Origin of the sequence: Priestia sp. YIM B13491 (assembly GCF_042787605.1) — a bacterium.
Classification (GTDB): Bacteria; Bacillota; Bacilli; order Bacillales; family Bacillaceae_H; genus Priestia; species Priestia megaterium_E.
This window is the reverse complement of the sequence record NZ_JBHZOR010000001.1, coordinates 706,901-725,676: the sequence shown is the minus strand read 5'-3', so window position 1 is coordinate 725,676 and position 18,776 is coordinate 706,901. Positions and strand designations below refer to the sequence as shown.

Annotated in this window: 18 protein-coding genes; all 18 read right to left on the bottom strand. The window is 39.7% G+C overall.

The window, feature by feature from the left end; genetic code table 11:
* Window positions 1-77 precede the first annotated feature (77 nt).
* Window positions 78-1,775 (bottom strand): proline--tRNA ligase, encoded by a 1,698-nt coding sequence (locus ACFX4E_RS03730; RefSeq protein ID WP_025750291.1) that lies wholly within the window; start codon window positions 1,773-1,775, stop codon window positions 78-80.
* A gap of 104 nt (window positions 1,776-1,879) precedes the next feature.
* Window positions 1,880-3,139 carry an RIP metalloprotease RseP gene (gene rseP, locus ACFX4E_RS03725; protein ID WP_377258795.1) on the bottom strand — a complete coding sequence of 420 codons (1,260 nt, stop codon included), beginning with the start codon at window positions 3,137-3,139 and terminating at the stop codon, window positions 1,880-1,882.
* Between the two features lie 78 nt (window positions 3,140-3,217).
* Window positions 3,218-4,366, bottom strand: coding sequence for a 1-deoxy-D-xylulose-5-phosphate reductoisomerase (gene dxr, locus ACFX4E_RS03720; RefSeq protein WP_028410835.1), 1,149 nt, complete (start codon window positions 4,364-4,366; stop codon window positions 3,218-3,220).
* A gap of 35 nt (window positions 4,367-4,401) precedes the next feature.
* The gene (locus tag ACFX4E_RS03715; RefSeq protein WP_263033781.1) at window positions 4,402-5,193 is read right to left on the bottom strand and encodes a phosphatidate cytidylyltransferase; all 792 of its coding nucleotides are present in this window, start codon (window positions 5,191-5,193) and stop codon (window positions 4,402-4,404) included.
* An 18-nt stretch (window positions 5,194-5,211) separates the two neighbouring features.
* The gene (locus ACFX4E_RS03710) at window positions 5,212-5,994 is read right to left on the bottom strand and encodes an undecaprenyl pyrophosphate synthase (RefSeq protein ID WP_028410833.1); all 783 of its coding nucleotides are present in this window, start codon (window positions 5,992-5,994) and stop codon (window positions 5,212-5,214) included.
* Window positions 5,995-6,128: 134 nt separating this feature from the next.
* On the bottom strand, window positions 6,129-6,686 hold the full coding sequence (gene frr, locus ACFX4E_RS03705) for a ribosome recycling factor (RefSeq protein ID WP_013058847.1): 558 nt from the start codon (window positions 6,684-6,686) through the stop codon (window positions 6,129-6,131).
* 2 nt (window positions 6,687-6,688) lie between these two features.
* Window positions 6,689-7,411 (bottom strand): UMP kinase, encoded by a 723-nt coding sequence (pyrH, locus tag ACFX4E_RS03700; RefSeq protein ID WP_013058848.1) that lies wholly within the window; start codon window positions 7,409-7,411, stop codon window positions 6,689-6,691.
* Window positions 7,412-7,487: 76 nt separating this feature from the next.
* Window positions 7,488-8,369, bottom strand: coding sequence for a translation elongation factor Ts (gene tsf / locus ACFX4E_RS03695; protein WP_013058849.1), 882 nt, complete (start codon window positions 8,367-8,369; stop codon window positions 7,488-7,490).
* Window positions 8,370-8,476: 107 nt separating this feature from the next.
* Entirely contained in the window at window positions 8,477-9,196 is a 720-nt protein-coding gene (rpsB, locus tag ACFX4E_RS03690; protein ID WP_013058850.1) for a 30S ribosomal protein S2, read from the bottom strand.
* Window positions 9,197-9,354: 158 nt separating this feature from the next.
* Entirely contained in the window at window positions 9,355-9,882 is a 528-nt protein-coding gene (locus ACFX4E_RS03685) for a hypothetical protein (protein WP_028410832.1), read from the bottom strand.
* A gap of 15 nt (window positions 9,883-9,897) precedes the next feature.
* On the bottom strand, window positions 9,898-10,659 hold the full coding sequence (locus ACFX4E_RS03680; protein WP_025750299.1) for a FliA/WhiG family RNA polymerase sigma factor: 762 nt from the start codon (window positions 10,657-10,659) through the stop codon (window positions 9,898-9,900).
* Between the two features lie 49 nt (window positions 10,660-10,708).
* Window positions 10,709-11,203: a chemotaxis protein CheD gene (locus ACFX4E_RS03675; RefSeq protein WP_028410831.1), complete on the bottom strand. Its 495-nt coding sequence runs from the start codon at window positions 11,201-11,203 to the stop codon at window positions 10,709-10,711.
* Between the two features lie 50 nt (window positions 11,204-11,253).
* The gene (locus ACFX4E_RS03670) at window positions 11,254-11,682 is read right to left on the bottom strand and encodes a chemotaxis protein CheW (protein WP_060745986.1); all 429 of its coding nucleotides are present in this window, start codon (window positions 11,680-11,682) and stop codon (window positions 11,254-11,256) included.
* A 30-nt stretch (window positions 11,683-11,712) separates the two neighbouring features.
* Complete coding sequence (locus ACFX4E_RS03665; RefSeq protein WP_377258792.1) at window positions 11,713-13,692, bottom strand: chemotaxis protein CheW; 1,980 nt, start codon at window positions 13,690-13,692, stop codon at window positions 11,713-11,715.
* A 14-nt stretch (window positions 13,693-13,706) separates the two neighbouring features.
* Window positions 13,707-14,750, bottom strand: coding sequence for a protein-glutamate methylesterase/protein-glutamine glutaminase (locus ACFX4E_RS03660; protein WP_028410828.1), 1,044 nt, complete (start codon window positions 14,748-14,750; stop codon window positions 13,707-13,709).
* Window positions 14,751-14,759: 9 nt separating this feature from the next.
* Window positions 14,760-15,629 carry a MinD/ParA family protein gene (locus ACFX4E_RS03655; protein ID WP_136789605.1) on the bottom strand — a complete coding sequence of 290 codons (870 nt, stop codon included), beginning with the start codon at window positions 15,627-15,629 and terminating at the stop codon, window positions 14,760-14,762.
* Complete coding sequence (gene flhF / locus ACFX4E_RS03650; protein WP_377258789.1) at window positions 15,622-16,719, bottom strand: flagellar biosynthesis GTPase FlhF; 1,098 nt, start codon at window positions 16,717-16,719, stop codon at window positions 15,622-15,624. The genes ACFX4E_RS03655 and flhF overlap by 8 nt, the downstream gene beginning before the upstream one ends.
* A complete protein-coding gene (flhA, locus tag ACFX4E_RS03645; RefSeq protein ID WP_060745982.1) occupies window positions 16,719-18,755 on the bottom strand; it encodes a flagellar biosynthesis protein FlhA in 2,037 nt (678 codons plus the stop codon). The genes flhF and flhA overlap by 1 nt, the downstream gene beginning before the upstream one ends.
* Between the last annotated feature and the right edge of the window lie 21 nt (window positions 18,756-18,776).

Sequence of the window (18,776 nt, the reverse complement as noted above, 5' to 3'; positions counted from 1 at the left end):
CATAAATGACTTCTATTCTGTCATATGTTCTGTTTATAAACATAAAAACAGCAGGGATACAAATCCCCGCTGCTTCATTACTTCGCTAGCAGTTCTTTCACTGTTGAAACAAGATTGTCAACTGACACTTCTAATGACTCCCCAGTTTTGCGTACTTTTACTTCTACAATTCCTTCAGATGCACGTTTACCAACTGTTACTCGAACAGGAAGACCAATTAGATCTGAATCTGCAAATTTTACTCCTGCACGCTCTTGGCGGTCATCTAACAGCACTTCAAAGCGATTATCTAATAACTCATTATATAATTTCTCACCTAGTTCACGCTGTTCATCATTTTTCACGTTAACTGGAATAACGTGCACTTGATAAGGCGTAACAGCTTCTGGCCATAGAAGACCGTTTTCATCATTAAATTGTTCTGCAATCGCAGCTACTGTACGAGAAACACCGATACCATAGCAGCCCATAATCATTGGCTGGCTGCGTCCGTTCTCATCTAGATACGTTGCTCCCATCGCTTCACTGTAACGAGTTCCTAGCTTAAAGACGTGGCCCACTTCAATACCTTTAGCGAACTTGATAACGCCTTGTCCATCCGGTGACTGATCCCCTTCTTGGATGAAGCGGAAATCTTCGTAAGTTGCATTAAAGTTACGTTCATTCACATTTGTGTAGTGATAACCTTCTTCATTTGCTCCGCATACACCGTTAGCAATTGCTTTTACAGCATGGTCAGCTACCACTTCTACTGAATCACTTACTCCAATCGGTCCTACTGAACCAACTGCGCATTTTAATACTTCTTTTGTTTCTTCTGGAGTTGCCAGTTCAACAACGGAAGCTTCAAAATAATTTTTCACTTTAATATCGTTTACTTCGTGGTCCCCGCGAACAAGTACAAGCACAAAACGATCATCTACTTTAAATAAAAGTGACTTGATACAAGAAGTCGCTTCAACATTTAAGAAAGCAGCTACGTCTTCAATGCTATGCTGATTTGGTGTTTCTACCTTTGTTAATTCTTTTTCAGCTTCAGTTGATTTTTCATAGGTATTTACAACCGGTGCCATTTCAACATTTGCTGCATAAGAAGATGTATCTGAATAAGCAATTGTATCTTCCCCGATTTCAGAAAGAACCATAAATTCATGCGTATCTTTTCCGCCCATTGCACCTGAATCAGCGATAACCGCACGGAAATTTAATCCGCAGCGCTCAAAGATGCGGCTGTAGGCAGCAAACATTTTGTCATATACTTCATCTAAACTTTCTTGAGAAGCATGGAACGAATATGCATCTTTCATAATAAATTCACGACCGCGTAATAAGCCAAAGCGTGGACGTTTTTCATCGCGGAACTTCGTTTGAATTTGATATAAATTTAGCGGTAAACGTTTGTATGACTTCACTTCGTCACGAAGCAAGCTTGTGATAACTTCTTCGTGTGTTGCTCCCAAAGCAAATTCACGGCCGTGACGATCTTTCATACGCATTAACTCAGGTCCGTATGAATACCAGCGGCCAGACTCTTGCCACAATTCAGCTTGTTGTAAAGCAGGCATTAATAATTCGACAGAACCTGCACGGTCCATCTCTTCACGAACAATTTGTTCAACTTTTTGCAATACGCGCTTACCAAGCGGTAAAAAGCTGTACACACCGCTTGCATTTTGGCGCATGTAACCTGCGCGCAATAGAAGCTGATGGCTTTTTATATCCGCATCAGCTGGCACTTCTCTTAATGTAGGAATCAATGTAGAACTTTGTCTCATAACCTCGCACCTCTTTGCTTACTTCTCTATCTTATTTTTTAAGGCGGACCATGCCGCAATTTTCATATAATCAGCGAGGGAATATCCCTCGCTGAGCGTATGTCTTATAAAAAGAACTTTTGAATATCGTTCCACGTTACAACGAGCATCAGCAGCATTAATAAAGCAAAACCGATAAAATGAACAATGCCTTCTTTTTGATGATCAATTGGCTTACCGCGAATTCCTTCTACAGCGAAGAACAATAGTCGTCCTCCATCTAAAGCAGGAAGTGGAAGCAAATTGACAATCCCTAAGTTAATACTTAAAACGGCTGCCCATTTCATTAGATAATAAATGCCTGACTGTGCTACTTGATCGGTTGCTGCGTAAATACCTACAGGACCAGAAAGCATATCCAGTTTGAATTGTCCTGTCACAAGCTTCCCTAGACCCGTTAAGATTTCTTTCATCCACGTATATGTTTCAGTAGCTCCGTGCGTGATCGAACCAATGAATGACTTTTCAACCGGTGCATATACGCCAATTAGTCCAATTGTCTGTTCCCCAACTTTGCGACTTTCAGGTGTAATCGGAATATCTAGCGTTTTGCTGCCGCGCTGAACCGTGAATGTAATTTGCTGTTCAGGATGTTTTTGAATTACTTTTACGACATCATCCCACGTTGAAACACTTTGTCCATCAATTGCTTGAACTTTATCTCCTTGTTTAAGTCCCGCATCAACGGCTACTCCATCTGATGTTAATTTGCCCATCACAGGTTTGTCAACAACATATCCTTGAGAAATCCCAAGAACGATAAAAATAACAAAGGCTAATATAAAGTTCATTAGCGGACCAGCGAAAATGGCTAGCGCACGCTGACCAAGAGTTTTGGAAGCAAACTGACGGCTGTAAGGTGCAATTTGAATTTCTTCTCCGTCCATAACGAAGTAAGATTCTTCTGCTACCTCAAATTTTTGCAGACGTTCATCTTCACCTTCTTCATAACCTGAAATAAATAGATTATGCTCTAAGTCTGCTTGCTCTACCTCAATAACTTTTGCATTTGGATGCTGTTCCTTGTTGTTAATAATGACTTTATTTACTTTGTCTTCCTTATCAAACATGAGGCCCACCATTTGACCAGGCTTAACTTCGATCATTTCTGGGTCTTCTCCAGCCATTCGAACAAATCCACCTAGAGGCAGCAAACGAATGGTATAAACTGTTTCATCTCGTTTAAATGAAAAGATTTTGGGACCAAACCCAATGGCAAACTCACGGCATAAGATGCCTGCACGCTTTGCAAAAACTAAATGACCAAGCTCATGAAAGAATACAAGAGCTCCAAAAATGACGACAAACGCAATGACTGTGTTCAATGGGTATTACCCCCTTCATGTAATAGAGTCAAACCTCCACCCACCAGAAATAAGTGAGTGGCTTCTCTCGCACGCACATTATCGAGAGATGGCGGATCTAACAAACTCTCTTGCTTCTAAATCTACTTCTTTAATAGTAGATAAACAAGGTTTCTGTATTACAGTATGTTCATTCATTGCTTTTTCAATCACATCTTCAATTTGTAAAAATGTAATGTGACCATCTAAAAAGGCTTGAACAGCTTCTTCATTAGCTGCATTTAAAACAGTCGGAAGTGTTCCACCCGCTTTGCCAGCCTCAAATGCAAAAGCTAAACAGCGAAAACGCTCTTCATCCATTTTAGCAAAGTGAAGCTGACCAATATCCGCCAAACTTAAACGCTTGGTGTTAGGTAAAGACATGCGTTTTGGATACGTTAACGCGTATTGAATTGGCACGCGCATATCAGGCGTTCCAAGCTGAGCAATAACGCTTGTATCAGAATACTCTACCATAGAATGAATGATGCTTTCTTTATGTAACAATACATCAATTTTCTCATAGGGAAGATCAAAAAGCCAATGTGCTTCAATCACTTCTAGTCCCTTATTCATCATCGTTGCCGAATCAATTGTAATTTTAGCTCCCATCGACCAGTTTGGATGATTTAACGCATCTTCAACCGTTACTCCCTGTAGTTCTGCTCTCGTTTTATCTCGAAAGCTCCCTCCAGAAGCCGTTAAAATTAAACGGTCTATTGCTTTTTGATCTTGCCCTTGCAAACTTTGAAAAATAGCTGAGTGCTCACTGTCTACCGGTAAAATATCAGCGCCATATTCCTTGGCTGCTTCCATGACAAGGTGACCAGCGGTAACAAGTGTCTCCTTATTTGCAATAGCAATCGTTTTTCTCATTTTGATTGCTTCTAGCGTAGGAGTCAACCCTACACTTCCAAGAACCGCATTTACTAAAACTTCTGTGGATGGATGAGTTGCCACTTCCACAAGCCCTTCTTCTCCATAAACAAATCGAATAGAAGGGAATTCTGCTTGCAGTGACAGACAATCTTCTTGCTTCATCACAGAAACAAGGGCTGGCTTACACTGCTGAATAATCTTTCTTGCTTCATTAATATTTCGACCTACAGAGATTGCTGAGAGCTCAAAATGCTCCGGATGCGCTCGAACAATATCCACGGTTTGAGTACCGATTGAACCTGTAGCTCCTAACAAGGAAATTTTCTTCAAGTATATTCACTCCTATTAAAACAAAGACATCTTTTTTATAGAGATAATAAAAAAGCTAAAATTGGCATGATGAACATCAAACTGTCAAAACGGTCTAAAATCCCACCATGACCCGGTAAAATCTTTCCTGAATCTTTTACGCCATAGTGACGTTTGAACGCTGATTGTACAAGATCACCCATCTGTCCAAATAACGATACGATAATACCAATTACGAGTAGTTCAATCATAGTTTGATCAATATTTGCTAACAGCTTAAATACAATGGCTACTACAATAGCGCATACGACGCCACCAACAAAACCTTCAATGGTTTTATTGGGACTGATTTCCGGCCATAGCTTTCGTTTCCCCATTGCTCGTCCAATAAAATAAGCTCCGGAATCCGTCGCCCAAATAATAAGAAAAGCAAAGAACAAATAAGCTAACCCGAACTCTTGACGAACCTCGATAAAATAATGAAAGCCAAAGCCAACATATACTGTCGTTAATAAAATAAACCCAACGTCATCGAAGGTAAATTTATTTTTAACTACAACCGTGTACATTAATAAAAGAAGGACAGCAGCAAGCGCTACTTCTATCTTATGTTCACTTAAGAATTGAAATGCAACATCTCTTCCATTTGGTAGTAAAAACACCCAGGTTAGCAATAAACTAATGATACTTGGAAAAGACGTTGCTTTCAAATGTTTCATTTTTAAAAGCTCAATTACACCAACTGTTCCGATTACATACATAATAAGGGTAAAAGGTAACCCTCCAATTAAAACAATCGGCACAAATACCGCAAGTGCTACAATCGCGGTGATAATGCGCTGTTTCATCTTGTTTTCCACACCTTCTTATACACCACCAAAGCGGCGACCGCGCTTTTGAAACGCCTCGACTGCTTCGATTAAATGATTTTCTTTAAAATCTGGCCATAATACTTCTGTAAACCAAAACTCTGTGTAAGCTAGCTGCCAAAGCATAAAATTACTTAAGCGAAGCTCACCGCTTGTACGAATAAGCAAATCCGGATCTGGAAGGCTTTTGCTCATTAAATAGGAAGAAAATAAATTTTCTGAAATAGAAGAGGAAGCTACTTTTCCCTGTTCTACATCTTCTACCAATGACTGAATAGCGCCCATGATTTCGTGACGGCTACCGTAATTGAGCGCGAAGTTTAAAATCAGCCCTGTGTTATGCTTTGTTTTTTCAATTGCGTTATCCACGGCTCGAATCGTATGGGCAGGGAGCTCACTTTTATCCCCCATAATACGAACTTGCACATTTTTTTCAATTAGCTCAGGCAGAAAGGTTGTTAAAAATTCCTCTGGCAGTTTCATTAAAAACTCGACTTCAGTTTTGGGGCGCTTCCAATTTTCAGTGGAAAATGCATATAAAGTTAATACTTTAACACCTAATTCATTGGCCAATCTGGTCACATGACGCACTACCTTCATTCCTTCATGATGGCCCATCATGCGAGGAAGAGCTCGTTTTTGCGCCCAACGACCGTTCCCATCCATAATAATTGCAATATGTTCAGGAACAGGGTGCTGTTTCACTTGATCTTTTCGTTCTGACAAAGACAGTGTATTTAAATCTTGACTTTTCTTCCATGCTTGAAATTTTCTTAACATGCAAAGGTCCCCCGTTGTACGCTCTCACATAAACGTGTGGCTTATGTGAGTTTTTTCTTACTACACATTATTAACAAAAAAACCCCCTGTAAACAATAGAGGGTCTTTTACAATATATTTTACCTTGAAATGACTTAAACTGCCATAATTTCTTCTTCTTTATCTTTCGCCACTTTATCCACTTTTACGATATGATCATCTGTTAGTTTTTGAATGTCATCACTGTAGCCGCGTAAATCGTCTTCAGTAATTTCACCTTTTTTCTCTAACTTTTTGAAATCATCGTTTGCATCACGGCGTACGTTACGAACCGCGACTTTTGCTTCTTCAGCATATTTTTTCACCATTTTCACTAACTCACGACGACGCTCTTCCGTTAAAGCAGGAATCGATAAACGGATAATAGTTCCATCGCTTGTAGGTGTTAACCCTAAGTCAGATTTTAAAATAGCTTTTTCAACTTCACCAATTTGTGATTTGTCATAAGGCTGAATAACAAGCATACGAGCTTCAGGCACGCTTACTTGCGCCAATTGGTTAATTGGTGTTGGTGCACCGTAGTATTCTACCGTTACGCGGTCAAGAAGTGACGCGCTTGCACGTCCAGCACGAATTGATGCTAGTTCGCGGCTAAATGATTGAATTGCTTTTTCCATTCTTTCTTTTGCGTTTTGCAACACTTGTTTTGGCATGTTTATTTCCCCTTTACAATTGTTCCAATGTTTTCGCCTGTAACGGCACGTTTAATATTGCCTTCTTCCGTAATTGAAAAAACAATTAGCGGAATATCATTGTCCATACATAATGAAGAAGCTGTAGAATCCATAACAGCTAGTCCATCTTTTAAAACATCAATATACGTTAATGTTTCGTATTTTACAGCATCAGGTACAAGCTTAGGATCTGCATTATAAACGCCATCTACGTTGTTTTTAGCCATTAAGATCACGTCAGCTTCGATTTCAGCTGCACGCAAAGCTGCTGTTGTATCTGTAGAGAAATAAGGGTTTCCTGTACCCGCGGCGAAAATAACAACGCGTTTTTTCTCAAGATGACGAACAGCTTTTCTTCTAATATAAGGCTCTGCTACTTGTCTCATCTCGATAGAAGTCTGAACTCGTGTTTGCACACCGATGTTCTCTAAGCTATCTTGAAGGGCCAAAGAGTTCATTACTGTTGCTAGCATTCCCATATAATCAGCAGCGGCACGATCCATACCCATTTCACTGCCAATTTTACCACGCCAAATGTTTCCACCACCAACGACTACAGCAATTTCCACACCTAATTCATAAACGGCTTTTACTTGTTCAGCAACAGATTTGATGATGGATGGGTTAATACCAAAACCCTCTTCACCAGCTAATGCTTCTCCACTTAACTTTAATACGATACGATTATATTTTGCTTGACTCATGCTTACCTCCATCGTTAACGGTGAGATCTCTTTTGTAAAAAAGGGAACACACAGTGTTCCCTATACGGTCAAACCCTTACTTTTTAACTTGGTTCATTACTTCTTCAGCGAAGTTGTCTTGACGTTTCTCAATACCTTCTCCTACTTCAAAACGAACGAAGCTTTCAACAGTAGCGCCTTTGCTCTCAACGAACTGACGTACTTTTTGATCAGGATTTTTAACAAATGTTTGATCTAGTAAGCAAATATCTTCAAAGAATTTGCCAAGGCGACCTTCAACCATTTTTGCAACGATTTTTTCTGGTTTGCCTTCGTTTAATGCTTGTTGAGTTAATACTTCGCGCTCACGCTCAGTTTCTTCAGCAGAAACTTGGTCACGAGAGATGTATTTAGGGTTGATTGCAGCGATGTGCATAGCAACGTCTTTTGCAACAGCTTCTTCAGTTGTACCAGATAATACTGTTAACACACCGATACGTCCGCCAGCATGTAGGTAAGCACCGAATGCATCAGCATCAGTTTTTGTTGCTACAGCGAAACGACGTAGAGATAATTTTTCTCCGATTGTAGCGATTGCAGAGTTGATGTGTTCTTCAACAGTTGCACCGTTTTCCATTTTTTGAGTAGCAGCTTCAGCAGCGTCAGCTGGTTTGTTAGCTAAGATGTGAGCAGCTAATTCTTTTGTTAATTTTTGGAAACCTTCGTTTTTCGCAACGAAATCAGTTTCAGAGTTAACTTCTAAGATAACAGCTTCGTTACCTTGAGTTTCGATGTAAGTTAGACCTTCAGCAGCAATACGGTCTGATTTTTTAGCAGCTTTTGCAATACCTTTTTCACGTAAGAAATCGATTGCTTGCTCCATATCACCGTTAGTTTCAGTTAACGCTTTTTTACAATCCATCATACCAGCGCCAGTTTTTTCACGTAGTTCTTTTACCATTTGAGCAGTAATTGCCATAATGTGTAGCCTCCTTGTTTGGGTATGTAATTAATGTATATAAATGGGTTAAATCTTTTCAAAAAAAGGTGATAAAAGGCTATTCCCTCTTATCACCTTTCACGGAATTAAGCAGTAGTTGTTTCAGTTTCAACTGCTGTTTCTTCACCTTGTTTAGCTTCTAGAATAGCATCAGCAACTTTAGAAGTTAAAAGTTTAACAGCACGAATTGCATCATCGTTTGCAGGGATTACATAATCAATTTCGTCTGGATCACAGTTAGTGTCTACGATACCAACGATTGGAATGTGTAATTTTTTAGCTTCCGCTACTGCAATACGCTCTTTACGAGGGTCAATGATGAATAATGCATCTGGAAGTTGTTTCATATCTTTAATGCCGCCTAAGAATTTTTCAAGACGCTCTAACTCTTTTTTAAGTTGAACTACTTCTTTCTTAGGTAGTACTTCGAAAGTACCGTCTTCTTGCATTTTTTCGATATCTTTTAAACGTTTGATACGTTTTTGGATAGTTGAGAAGTTAGTTAATGTACCACCTAACCAACGTTGGTTAACAAAGTACATACCAGCGCGAGCTGCTTCTTCTTTAACAGAATCTTGAGCTTGTTTTTTCGTACCTACGAATAAAACAGTACCGCCGTCTGCAGCTAATTCTTTAACGAATTTGTACGCTTCTTCTACTTTCTTAACTGTTTTTTGAAGATCGATAATGTAGATGCCGTTACGCTCAGTGAAGATGTATTTCTTCATCTTTGGGTTCCAACGGCGAGTTTGGTGACCGAAATGTACACCAGCTTCTAGTAATTGTTTCATTGAAATTACTGACATGTGTTTTTCCTCCTAATGGTTTTAAGTCTCCTCCGCTCATTTCATCTTCAGCCGAAACTACAAAAAGTAGCACCATCAACCGAATCAACAAGCGTGTGTAATAACACCAAAAACAAATATAGCACACTCCTTTTTCACAAGCAAGCGTTTCATTAAGTTTATTGATGAAATTTCAATAATAATTCAATTTCAGTTTTCCCTCTGTGTAAATGTTTTGCAATTTCTTCGATTGTTAAACCTTTTCCCTTTAAATAAACGGAAAATTCTTTTATCTCTTCACCTGACAAATCTTGAATTTGGTCTGTAGTTAATTCATCAAAAGGTGTGCGTATACGCTTCTGATTTTCTTCTATAGAAAGAAGTTCATGCAGCGACTGGGAAGGCTCACTTTTTAGATCCACCCTTTGAACAGGCACGTCTTCTTCATCTACCAAAGGTGATTTTACGCTACTTTTTTCCACTTCCGAAGAAAGCGAAGTGGAACGCTCTCGAAGCTGCCTTAAAAACTGCTCGTTTTGTTCCTGAAATTCAGCAAGATACGAACTCATTGCAGCTTCCATTTTATTTATATTTTGCTGGTGCAAGCGTTCAATCCTTTTCACTTTGGTCACTTGCATATATAAAAGAATAATGCAAAACAGTGATAGACCATGAATTAAAAAACTAACTGTGAGTAAAAACCCCATCCTTCTACCTCTTTGCTAAATTATTTTGCTTAAACTCGTACGCATTTTAAACAGCGCTTTCGAATGAATTTGAGAAATACGTGAAGTAGATAGCCCTAACAGCTGTGCGATTTCTGTGAAAGTCAGCTCTTCTTTATAGAATAATGAAACCACGAGCTGCTCTTTTTCATTTAGCTGCTCGATAACTTCAGCAAGCTCTTGATATCGTTCGTCGTTAATTAGCTCCTCTTCAGGAGAGAGCGTTTTTTCATCTTTAATCGTATATTTTTGCTCTCCATCTTCATACTCTTTCGGCTGTTCTTCCATTGATAACACGTTGGCTAAAAAGCCTTCGTTCATTGTATGAACAACGTCTGCTTCTGTCATGCCTACTTCTTTTGCAACCTCACTTGGTGCAACTCTGCGCAAGTATCTTTGTTCAAGTGCTTCTGTTGCTTGCTCAATCCTTTTCGTCTTTTCCCTTGCGCTTCTTGATAACCAATCTTCTTTGCGAAGCCCGTCTATTATCGCCCCTCGAATTCGAAAAGACGCATATGTATCAAACTTTAAGTCTCTACCGTAATCAAACTTTTCCAAAGCATCGTAAAGGCCGATTAACCCTAAACTACGAAGCTCTTCTTTATGAATATTCTTCGGCAGCCCCACGCTAATCCGCTGAACGTGATAGTTAACGAGCGGCATGTACTTTTTAACAAGCATGTTTCCTGCATGTGAGTCTCTCGTCTCTATCCATTCCTGCCAAATTTTATGTTCTTCAACTTCTTGTATACTTTTCAAGGGTCTTTCAACTCCTTTTTATAGCGCTATTAAACGGTCAGAGCGCGCTTTATATCGTTTTTATCCCTTCGTTAATCGTACGAACCTTTAAAATAGCCGTTTGAGGATCAAATTCAATTGTGCGTCCGTTGTGTCCTCCTGTAGCTTTTGCTGCAATGTCTACACTGTTTCTATGCAGCTCTCTCTCTACTGCTTGAACATTTCGAAGACCAATTCGCATGACATCATTTCTTGGTTCAAATTGAAACATCTGCGCGCCTCCTGCTATTTTTGCTTTTAACAATTTTCTATGTGCGCCTTGTTTAATCAACATATTTATCAAATCAAAAATGGCTGTATCTGCATATTTAGCTCTATTAAAAGGACATTTAGCCCCGCTTGAATCCGGAAGCATCACATGAGCGAGCCCAGCTACTGAGTGAACAGAGTCATAAACGACAACTCCTACACATGACCCTAATCCCGCTGTTCGAAGCACTGCAGGTGCATGTGTAACATTCATCTCGGCAATTCCTACCTTAATCACTTGTTTATCATTTCTCACGATTCTTCAACTCCTAGAACCTTCAGCGTGATATCCATTATTCGTTTGGCTCACTGGAGGTGGTCTTCTAAAGAGAGCACTTTAGGTAAATTTAGAAGAACAATTAAACGGCTATCTACTTTAACGACTCCGTTTAAATATTCTACAGCTGTTCCTTCAACTGTTTCAGGCACTGAAGCAATCGTTTTCTCATCAATATCCACTACATCATTTGCCGCATCGACAATCAAACCTGCTTCTACATCATTAAGACGAACCATAATAATACGTGTCAGCTCATGGTTAAGCTGTTCTTGCAAGTTAAAACGAGTGCGCAAATCAATAATCGGTGTAATGACACCGCGAAGATTAATAACACCTTTTACATATTCTTCCACTCCAGGAACGCGTGTTATGTGCTGAATCTTTTCAATCGACTGCACTTCTTCTACTGAGATTCCGTACTCCTCGTCTCCCAATTGAAACACAATAATTTTCATGCCTTTCTCCCTTTCTTTTTACAGCATTTGTTATTTGATCAAAGCGTTGCAATCAATGATAAGTGCTACTTGTCCATCGCCTAAAATCGTGGCTCCTGAAATAGCAAACACACCCGGCAGATAATGCCCTAAAGATTTTAAAACAATTTCCTGCTGACCGATAAATGAATCAACAATTAGCCCGGCAGTCTTTTCTCCTTTTTTCACGATGACTACTGAATAATGATCGCCTTGTACTGAGTTAGGCACAGTGAATAGTTCTTTTAAATCAATAAGAGGAATAATGGCTCCTCGAAAGTCAATAACCTTTTGACCGTGTACATGCATGACCTCTTTGGGCTGAACAATAGCTGTTTCAATAATCGAAGAAAGCGGCAAGGCATAGCGCTCTTCACTCATTTGCACGAGTAAAGCAGAAATGATAGAAAGAGTGAGCGGCAGTTGAATAGAAAAACGCGAACCGTATCCTTCGTTAGAATCGATCGTTACAGAACCCCCTAGCGATTCAATCGTGTTTTTCACAACATCTAAACCTACTCCTCGTCCGGAAACATCTGAAATTTGTTCAGCCGTGGAAAAGCCCGAAGCGAAAATGAGCTCATACACTTGTTTATCCGTCAGCGTTTCAGCTGTTTTTCCATCAATAATTCCTCGATCTAACGCTTTTTGCAGTACCTTTTCACGATTGATGCCCACCCCGTCATCTTCTAAATCAATAAAGACATGATTTCCGCTATGATAAGCTTTAAGGCGAATCGTTCCCTTTTCATTCTTTCCGTTCTCTAAGCGTGCTTGAGGCATTTCAATTCCGTGGTCAACGGCATTTCTTAATAAGTGAACAAGCGGATCTCCAATTTCATCAATGACGGTTCGGTCCAGCTCTGTATCAGCTCCGACAATTTGAAGTTCAATTTGTTTCCCTAAATCTTTTGAAAGCTGTCTCACCATACGGGGAAAACGATTAAAAACGGTTTCTACAGGCACCATACGCATATTTAAAATAATCGTTTGCAAATCTCCAGAAATACGAGACATCCGCTCTACCGTTTCGTCTAATTCGCTATTATTCAATTCTTTTGATATTTGTTCTAACCTGCCTCTATCAATAACTAGTTCTTCAAACAAGTTCATGAGACTGTCCAAACGGTCAATATTAACTCGAATCGTCTTGTTATTTGAGGGCTGTCTTTTCTCTTCAACAGGCGATGTAGAAGGTGCTGACACAGTAACTTCCTGTATGGTTGCTGCTACTTCTGGTGAGACAAGCTCCTCCATTTCTGTCTCCTTTTTTACGGGGACCGCCGCAATTTTCACACTTTCTACTTCAGAGACTTCCATAATGCTCGCCTGCAGCTTTTCTTGCGATTCGTTTGTTACTAATATAACGATAAAAGATGATTCGAATTTTTCTTGTTCGATATCTTGAACAGTTGGCGCTGACTTAATAACGTCTCCTGCTTGCTCTAACACATCAAACACCATATAAGCGCGTGCAGCTTTTAATAAGCAGGTGCGTTCAAGCTGTACGGTTATTTCAAACGCGTTAAATCCTTGGTCTGCCGTTTGGCTGAGCAGCGTTTGTACTAATTCATCGTACTCTATCGAAGAAGCTGCATGATGTGCTACGGGTTCCTCTGCCACAATACGCTGCAGCTTTTGAACAAGCAATTTGACATCAAGCTGACCATCGCCGCCTTCAGAAATAGATTGAACCATTATTTCTAGCGCATCGACTGATTCAAACAAAGCATCAAGAACTTCCGTATGAACGTCGAGTTGGTGATTTCGAACAGCATCTAACACGTTTTCCATTTTGTGAGTTAATTGTGCTAAATCATCAAATCCCATTGTTGCAGACATACCTTTTAACGTATGAGCAGACCGAAAAATTTCATTTACATAGCCAAGATCATCGGTATTTTTTTCAAAACGCATTAGCTGGTCATTAACGTTTTGAAGATGTTCCCTGCTTTCTTCAATAAACACTTCTAGATATTGATTCATATCCATCGTAACTTTCCCTCCTATTTCTGTGCGTAGCGAGAAATAAAGCTTCCAACGTTTCGCAGCGGTTCAATATAATCAACAAGTTTTGTAGAAACGGCTGATTTGGGCATCCCATAAATGACAGCTGTTTCTTCAGATTCAGCTAATATAAGCGCGTCTTTATTTTTCTTTAAATCAATAACACCTTCCGTTCCATCCGCTCCCATTCCTGTCAACACAATAGCAAGTTTTTGATAACCTGAAATTTTACTAATCGACTGAAACAAACGATCCACTGAGGGGCGATGTCCCTTTACAGGTGAAGAAGTGTCTAAACAAATGCTGAGCTGTCCTTTTTTCTCTACAACCGTCATGTGAAAACCTCCAGGCGCAATATAAGCACATCCTGAGCGAACGATTTCATTGTCTTTTGCTTCTTTCACTTCAATATCAGCTAGCTGATTTAGTCTAACCGCTAATGATTTTGTGAAATTTGGAGGCATATGCTGCACAATAAAAATAGGTGCGTTTATGTCTTTTGAAACAGTTGATAATACTTCTTGCAGCGCACGCGGTCCTCCAGTAGAAGTACCAATACAAATCATTTTGTTCACTTTCGTCCCCATCGGGAGGTTATATACACTGCTGTTTTGCACGTGCTGATGACTGCTTGAAGATATGTTGGCTTTGCTAGCAAGCAAAAGTTTAGAGATAAGCTCATCTTTCACTTTATGTAAGTCCAGCGAAATAGCTCCCGAAGGTTTAGCAACAAAATCAACTGCGCCGTACTGCATAGCGGTCAACGTATTTTCAGCACCTTTTATTGTTGTACTCGATAACATGACAACAGGAAGGGGCTTCACATGCATGAGCTGTTTTAACATATCTAAGCCATTCATTTTGGGCATTTCGATATCCAGTGTCACAATATCCGGCGACAGCTCGAACGCTTTTTTCAACCCTTCTTCACCGTTACGCGCGGTACCCACAACGTGAAAACGACTGTCACATGCTAAAAAATCGCCGATTAGCTTTCGCATAAATGCAGAATCATCTACAATAAGCACCTTTATTTCATTCACTCTAATTTCCTACCTTTCAAGAAAAAATCGTTTGAGGCGCCGAATAAACATTCCCTCGTTTTTAGCCGTTACCCTATTGTCTTGAGGAATAAGAATATTCACCATTTCTATTAGTGATATACTCGCTTTAGATGCTGGATTTTGAAGCAAAAAAGGTATTTGGCGATTGACCGCTTTCTGAACAGCTTGATCGTTTGGGACAATACCTAATAGAGAAATAGATATGTTCAAAAACTGCTGAACAGCTCGGTTAAATCGTTCATACGTCTCATTTCCTTCTTTGTCAGAAAGCGTTTTGTTAATAATAAGACGAACCGGTGCTGATACAGAATAGGAAGCTGCTAGCTTAATAGCAGCGTAGGCATCTGTTATAGATGTAGGTTCTGGTGTTGTGACCACGATCATTTCATCTACAGCTTTTAAAAACTTAAGCACACTCTCTGACATGCCCGCTCCCATATCAAAAATCATATAATCATATTGATTTGTTAACGAATTCAATTCTTGTATTAAATGAACAAGGTCTGATGGAGACCATTCAAATACAGAGGAAATTCCTGTTCCACCAGCCACATAAGCTAAATTCTGAGGACCTTTTTTAATAATTTGCTGGATGGAAAGCTTTTTTTCTAGCAAATCAACCATCGTATATGAAGCAGTTTGCCCAATCAAAATATCAATATTTCCCATCCCTATATCCATGTCAAAAAGAAGAACTCTTTGCTTTTGCTTCGTTAGCGCAAGAGATAAGTTTAATGATAGATTCGACTTTCCAACTCCCCCTTTTCCGCTTAACACGGCTAGTGTTTTACAATTCCTTAAAGAGTTTTGATGCTTCTTTAACACTTTTTCTCTTAAAACTGCTGCTTGATCATTCATCTTTCCAATCTCCAAACACATCGTCAATAAACTCTTTTATTTTAAATGCCGAAACATCTTCTGGTACATCCTGCCCGTTTGTTGTAAAAGCAGCCCGCTTGCCGCAATGATATAACACATTTAAAAGTGAGCCTTTGCGGATGGTTTCATCTTGCTTCGTAAAAATCAAGTGATCAACAGGCAAACTAGCAAAACGTTCATATACAGCTTTCATATCTGATACTTTTGACGTTAGAGCTAAAACAAGAAACGTTTGCAAATTTTCTTGAAACGTAATAATTTTCTTTAAATCATTTACATATTGCTGTTCCAAAAAGTTACGGCCTGCTGTGTCAATAAAAATCACATCGTATGCTTCTGTTTCTAGCAAAGCTTTTTTAAAATCTGCTCCGTTATAACAAATCGTTAAAGGAGCATTTAAGATCGAAGCGTACGTCTTGAGCTGCTCAATCGCTGAAATTCTATACGTGTCAGTTGTAATAAATGCTATTTTTTGATTGTGTTCCAGGACACATTTTGCGGCCAATTTAGCAAGAGTTGTTGTTTTACCGACACCTGTTGGTCCTACTACACTTACATATTTTTTGAAAGGACCGCTCCATTCACTTGCTTTAAACTGATTGACAAACCAGCTCTTCGTCCACTCCATAAGTTGGTTTGAGTTAGGGCGATGTAAGTAGTAGTACTCTAGCATAGGAGCCTCTATGCTTTTTAAAATAGCTTCGTCTATTTCTTGCAAACGCAAATAGGCAAACACATCCTCCACTGCTTCTGGATATGAACCTGAAGAAACCTTTGGCATTTGATTCATTTGTGAAACAAGAGTATTTAACTCACTGAGCTGCTGCTTCATAAAAGATTGATTATCTTCCATACTGGGTTCTGGCGGCGACGAATTCTTCTTTACGCTCAGCTTTTCTACGGAATCGACAGCTGCCAATACTTCTATTTTTGCCTTAGTAAATAAGCCAAGAAACCCTCCTGTTCGAATTTGTTTTGAATGTAAAATAACCGCTTCCTCACCTAAATCTGAACGAATGGCTTTCATAGCTTGCGGCATAGATGCTACTACGTATTTTTTTACTTTCATCAGATATCCACCACTCCAACACTTTGAACTTCAACATTTGCTTCTAGCTCGTTATATGATAAAACTGCCATATGGGGAAAATACCGCTCAGTGATTTGGCGCACGTACATCCTCACCGCAGGAGAACATAACACAATTGGAGACTGTTCTTGAAAAGAAAGTGTTTCTGTTTGCTTGGCTATACTTTCTACGATAGCTTGTGAAACGTTAGGGTCTAGTGATAAATAATTCCCATGCTCCGTTTGTTGAACAGCTTCCGCCATCGTTTTTTCAACTTTTCCTGAAAGGGTAAGAACTCGAAGCAGACCTTCTTGGACCGTATATTGACTGGTAATTTGTCTTGCGAGCCCTTGCCGGACATATTCAGTTAACAAATCGGTGTCTGACGTCATTTTTCCGTAGTCGGCCAGCACCTCAAAAATAATGGGTAAATTTCGAATTGAGACGCTTTCTTTTAAAAGCTTTGCCAGTACCCTTTGAATGTCTCCAACGGAAAGAGGATTAGGCGTTACTTCCTCAATTAAAATAGGATACGTTTCTTTTGTGTGATCGATTAGTTGCTTTGTCTCCTGCCTTCCAATCAGCTCATGCGCATACGATTTTATAACTTCTGTTATGTGCGTAGACACAACCGAGGGCGGGTCAACAACGGTATACCCGAACATCTCAGCCTGCTCCTTCACCGACTCACTAATCCATTTTGCAGGCATCTTAAAAGCTGGCTCTAACGTATCAATTCCTTCAATCAAATCATCATCCATTCCCGGACTGATTGCTAAATAGTGATCGAGCAGCAGCTCCCCTTTTGCCACTTCATTGCCCTTTATTTTAAGACAGTATTCGTTGGGCTGAAGCTGAATGTTATCTCTGATGCGAACAACCGGAATGACTAATCCTAGCTCAAGTGCCAGCTGTCGCCTAATCATCACAATTCGATCGAGCAGATCGCCTCCTTGATTCGTATCAGCAAGCGGAATTAATGCATACCCAAATTCAAATTCAATTGGATCAACGCTTAATAGATTGACAACACTCTCCGGACTTTTCATTTCATTGTCTTCCATCTCTTCTTCAGTAGGCGCCATTTCTTCACGAACCGCCTGATGCTTAGCCCGAGACAAATAATAACCTCCCACTCCTAACAAAATAGCAATAGGCATTGTAATAACATCATTAATTGGCGTAATTAAACCAAGAGCCGCAATCGTTCCTCCAGTGACATAAAGCATAACTGGAAAAGCAAACAGCTGCTGTGTAATATCTTCGCTCAAATTACCTGTTGAAGCAGCTCTAGTGACGATAATACCTGTCGCTGTTGAAATCATAAGGGCTGGAATTTGACTCACTAACCCATCGCCTACTGTTAACAAAGTAAAGGTTTGAGATGCTTCCGTGATGGACATTCCCATTTGCAGCATGCCGATAATAATCCCAAATAAGATATTAATAAGGGTGATGACAATCCCTGCAATGGCGTCACCTTTGACGAATTTACTGGCTCCATCCATTGCTCCATAAAAATCTGCTTCGCGCTGAATTTTTTCACGGCGGTCAATTGCTTGCTTTTCTGAAATCATACCCGCATTTAAATCTGCATCAATACTCATTTGTTTACCCGGCATCGCATCCAAGGTAAAGCGGGCGGCTACTTCAGAAACACGCTCCGCTCCTTTTGTAATAACGAGAAACTGAATGATAATTAAAATAATGAAGACAACAAAGCCCACTAAAGGATTGCCTCCAATAACGAAGTGGCCAAATGTTTCCACCACTCCGCCTGCTTCTCCTGTTCCTAAGATTGAACGTGTCGTCGATACATTCAAACCTAATCGAAACAGCGTAAGAACCAGCAGCAAAGACGGAAATACCGACAGCTCTAAAGGTTCTTTCATATTCATGGAAACGAGCAGTACAAGCAGCGCAAGAGAAATGTTAATCATGATTAAAATACTTAATAACCATGAAGGCAACGGAATAACAAGCATAACGATAATGAGTACAACACCTATAACAACTGGCAGTTCTCTTGCAGACATTAATTTTTCTCTCCTTACAAT

Excerpts from the sequence above, each read along its gene's own strand:
- ACFX4E_RS03655 (WP_136789605.1), bottom strand. The coding sequence starts at position 15,629 with ATGAATGATCAAGCAGCAGTTTTAAGAGAAAAAGTGTTAAAGAAGCAT.
- ACFX4E_RS03685 (WP_028410832.1), bottom strand. The coding sequence starts at position 9,882 with ATGGGGTTTTTACTCACAGTTAGTTTTTTAATTCATGGTCTATCACTG.
- ACFX4E_RS03665 (WP_377258792.1), bottom strand. The coding sequence starts at position 13,692 with ATGGATATGAATCAATATCTAGAAGTGTTTATTGAAGAAAGCAGGGAA.
- ACFX4E_RS03715 (WP_263033781.1), bottom strand. The coding sequence starts at position 5,193 with ATGAAACAGCGCATTATCACCGCGATTGTAGCACTTGCGGTATTTGTG.
- flhA (WP_060745982.1), bottom strand. The coding sequence starts at position 18,755 with ATGTCTGCAAGAGAACTGCCAGTTGTTATAGGTGTTGTACTCATTATC.
- tsf (WP_013058849.1), bottom strand. The coding sequence starts at position 8,369 with ATGGCAATTACTGCTCAAATGGTAAAAGAACTACGTGAAAAAACTGGC.
- ACFX4E_RS03670 (WP_060745986.1), bottom strand. The coding sequence starts at position 11,682 with ATGAAAATTATTGTGTTTCAATTGGGAGACGAGGAGTACGGAATCTCA.
- pyrH (WP_013058848.1), bottom strand. The coding sequence starts at position 7,411 with ATGAGTCAAGCAAAATATAATCGTATCGTATTAAAGTTAAGTGGAGAA.
- rpsB (WP_013058850.1), bottom strand. The coding sequence starts at position 9,196 with ATGTCAGTAATTTCAATGAAACAATTACTAGAAGCTGGTGTACATTTC.
- frr (WP_013058847.1), bottom strand. The coding sequence starts at position 6,686 with ATGCCAAAACAAGTGTTGCAAAACGCAAAAGAAAGAATGGAAAAAGCA.
- flhF (WP_377258789.1), bottom strand. The coding sequence starts at position 16,719 with ATGAAAGTAAAAAAATACGTAGTAGCATCTATGCCGCAAGCTATGAAA.
- ACFX4E_RS03730 (WP_025750291.1), bottom strand. The coding sequence starts at position 1,775 with ATGAGACAAAGTTCTACATTGATTCCTACATTAAGAGAAGTGCCAGCT.
- ACFX4E_RS03710 (WP_028410833.1), bottom strand. The coding sequence starts at position 5,994 with ATGTTAAGAAAATTTCAAGCATGGAAGAAAAGTCAAGATTTAAATACA.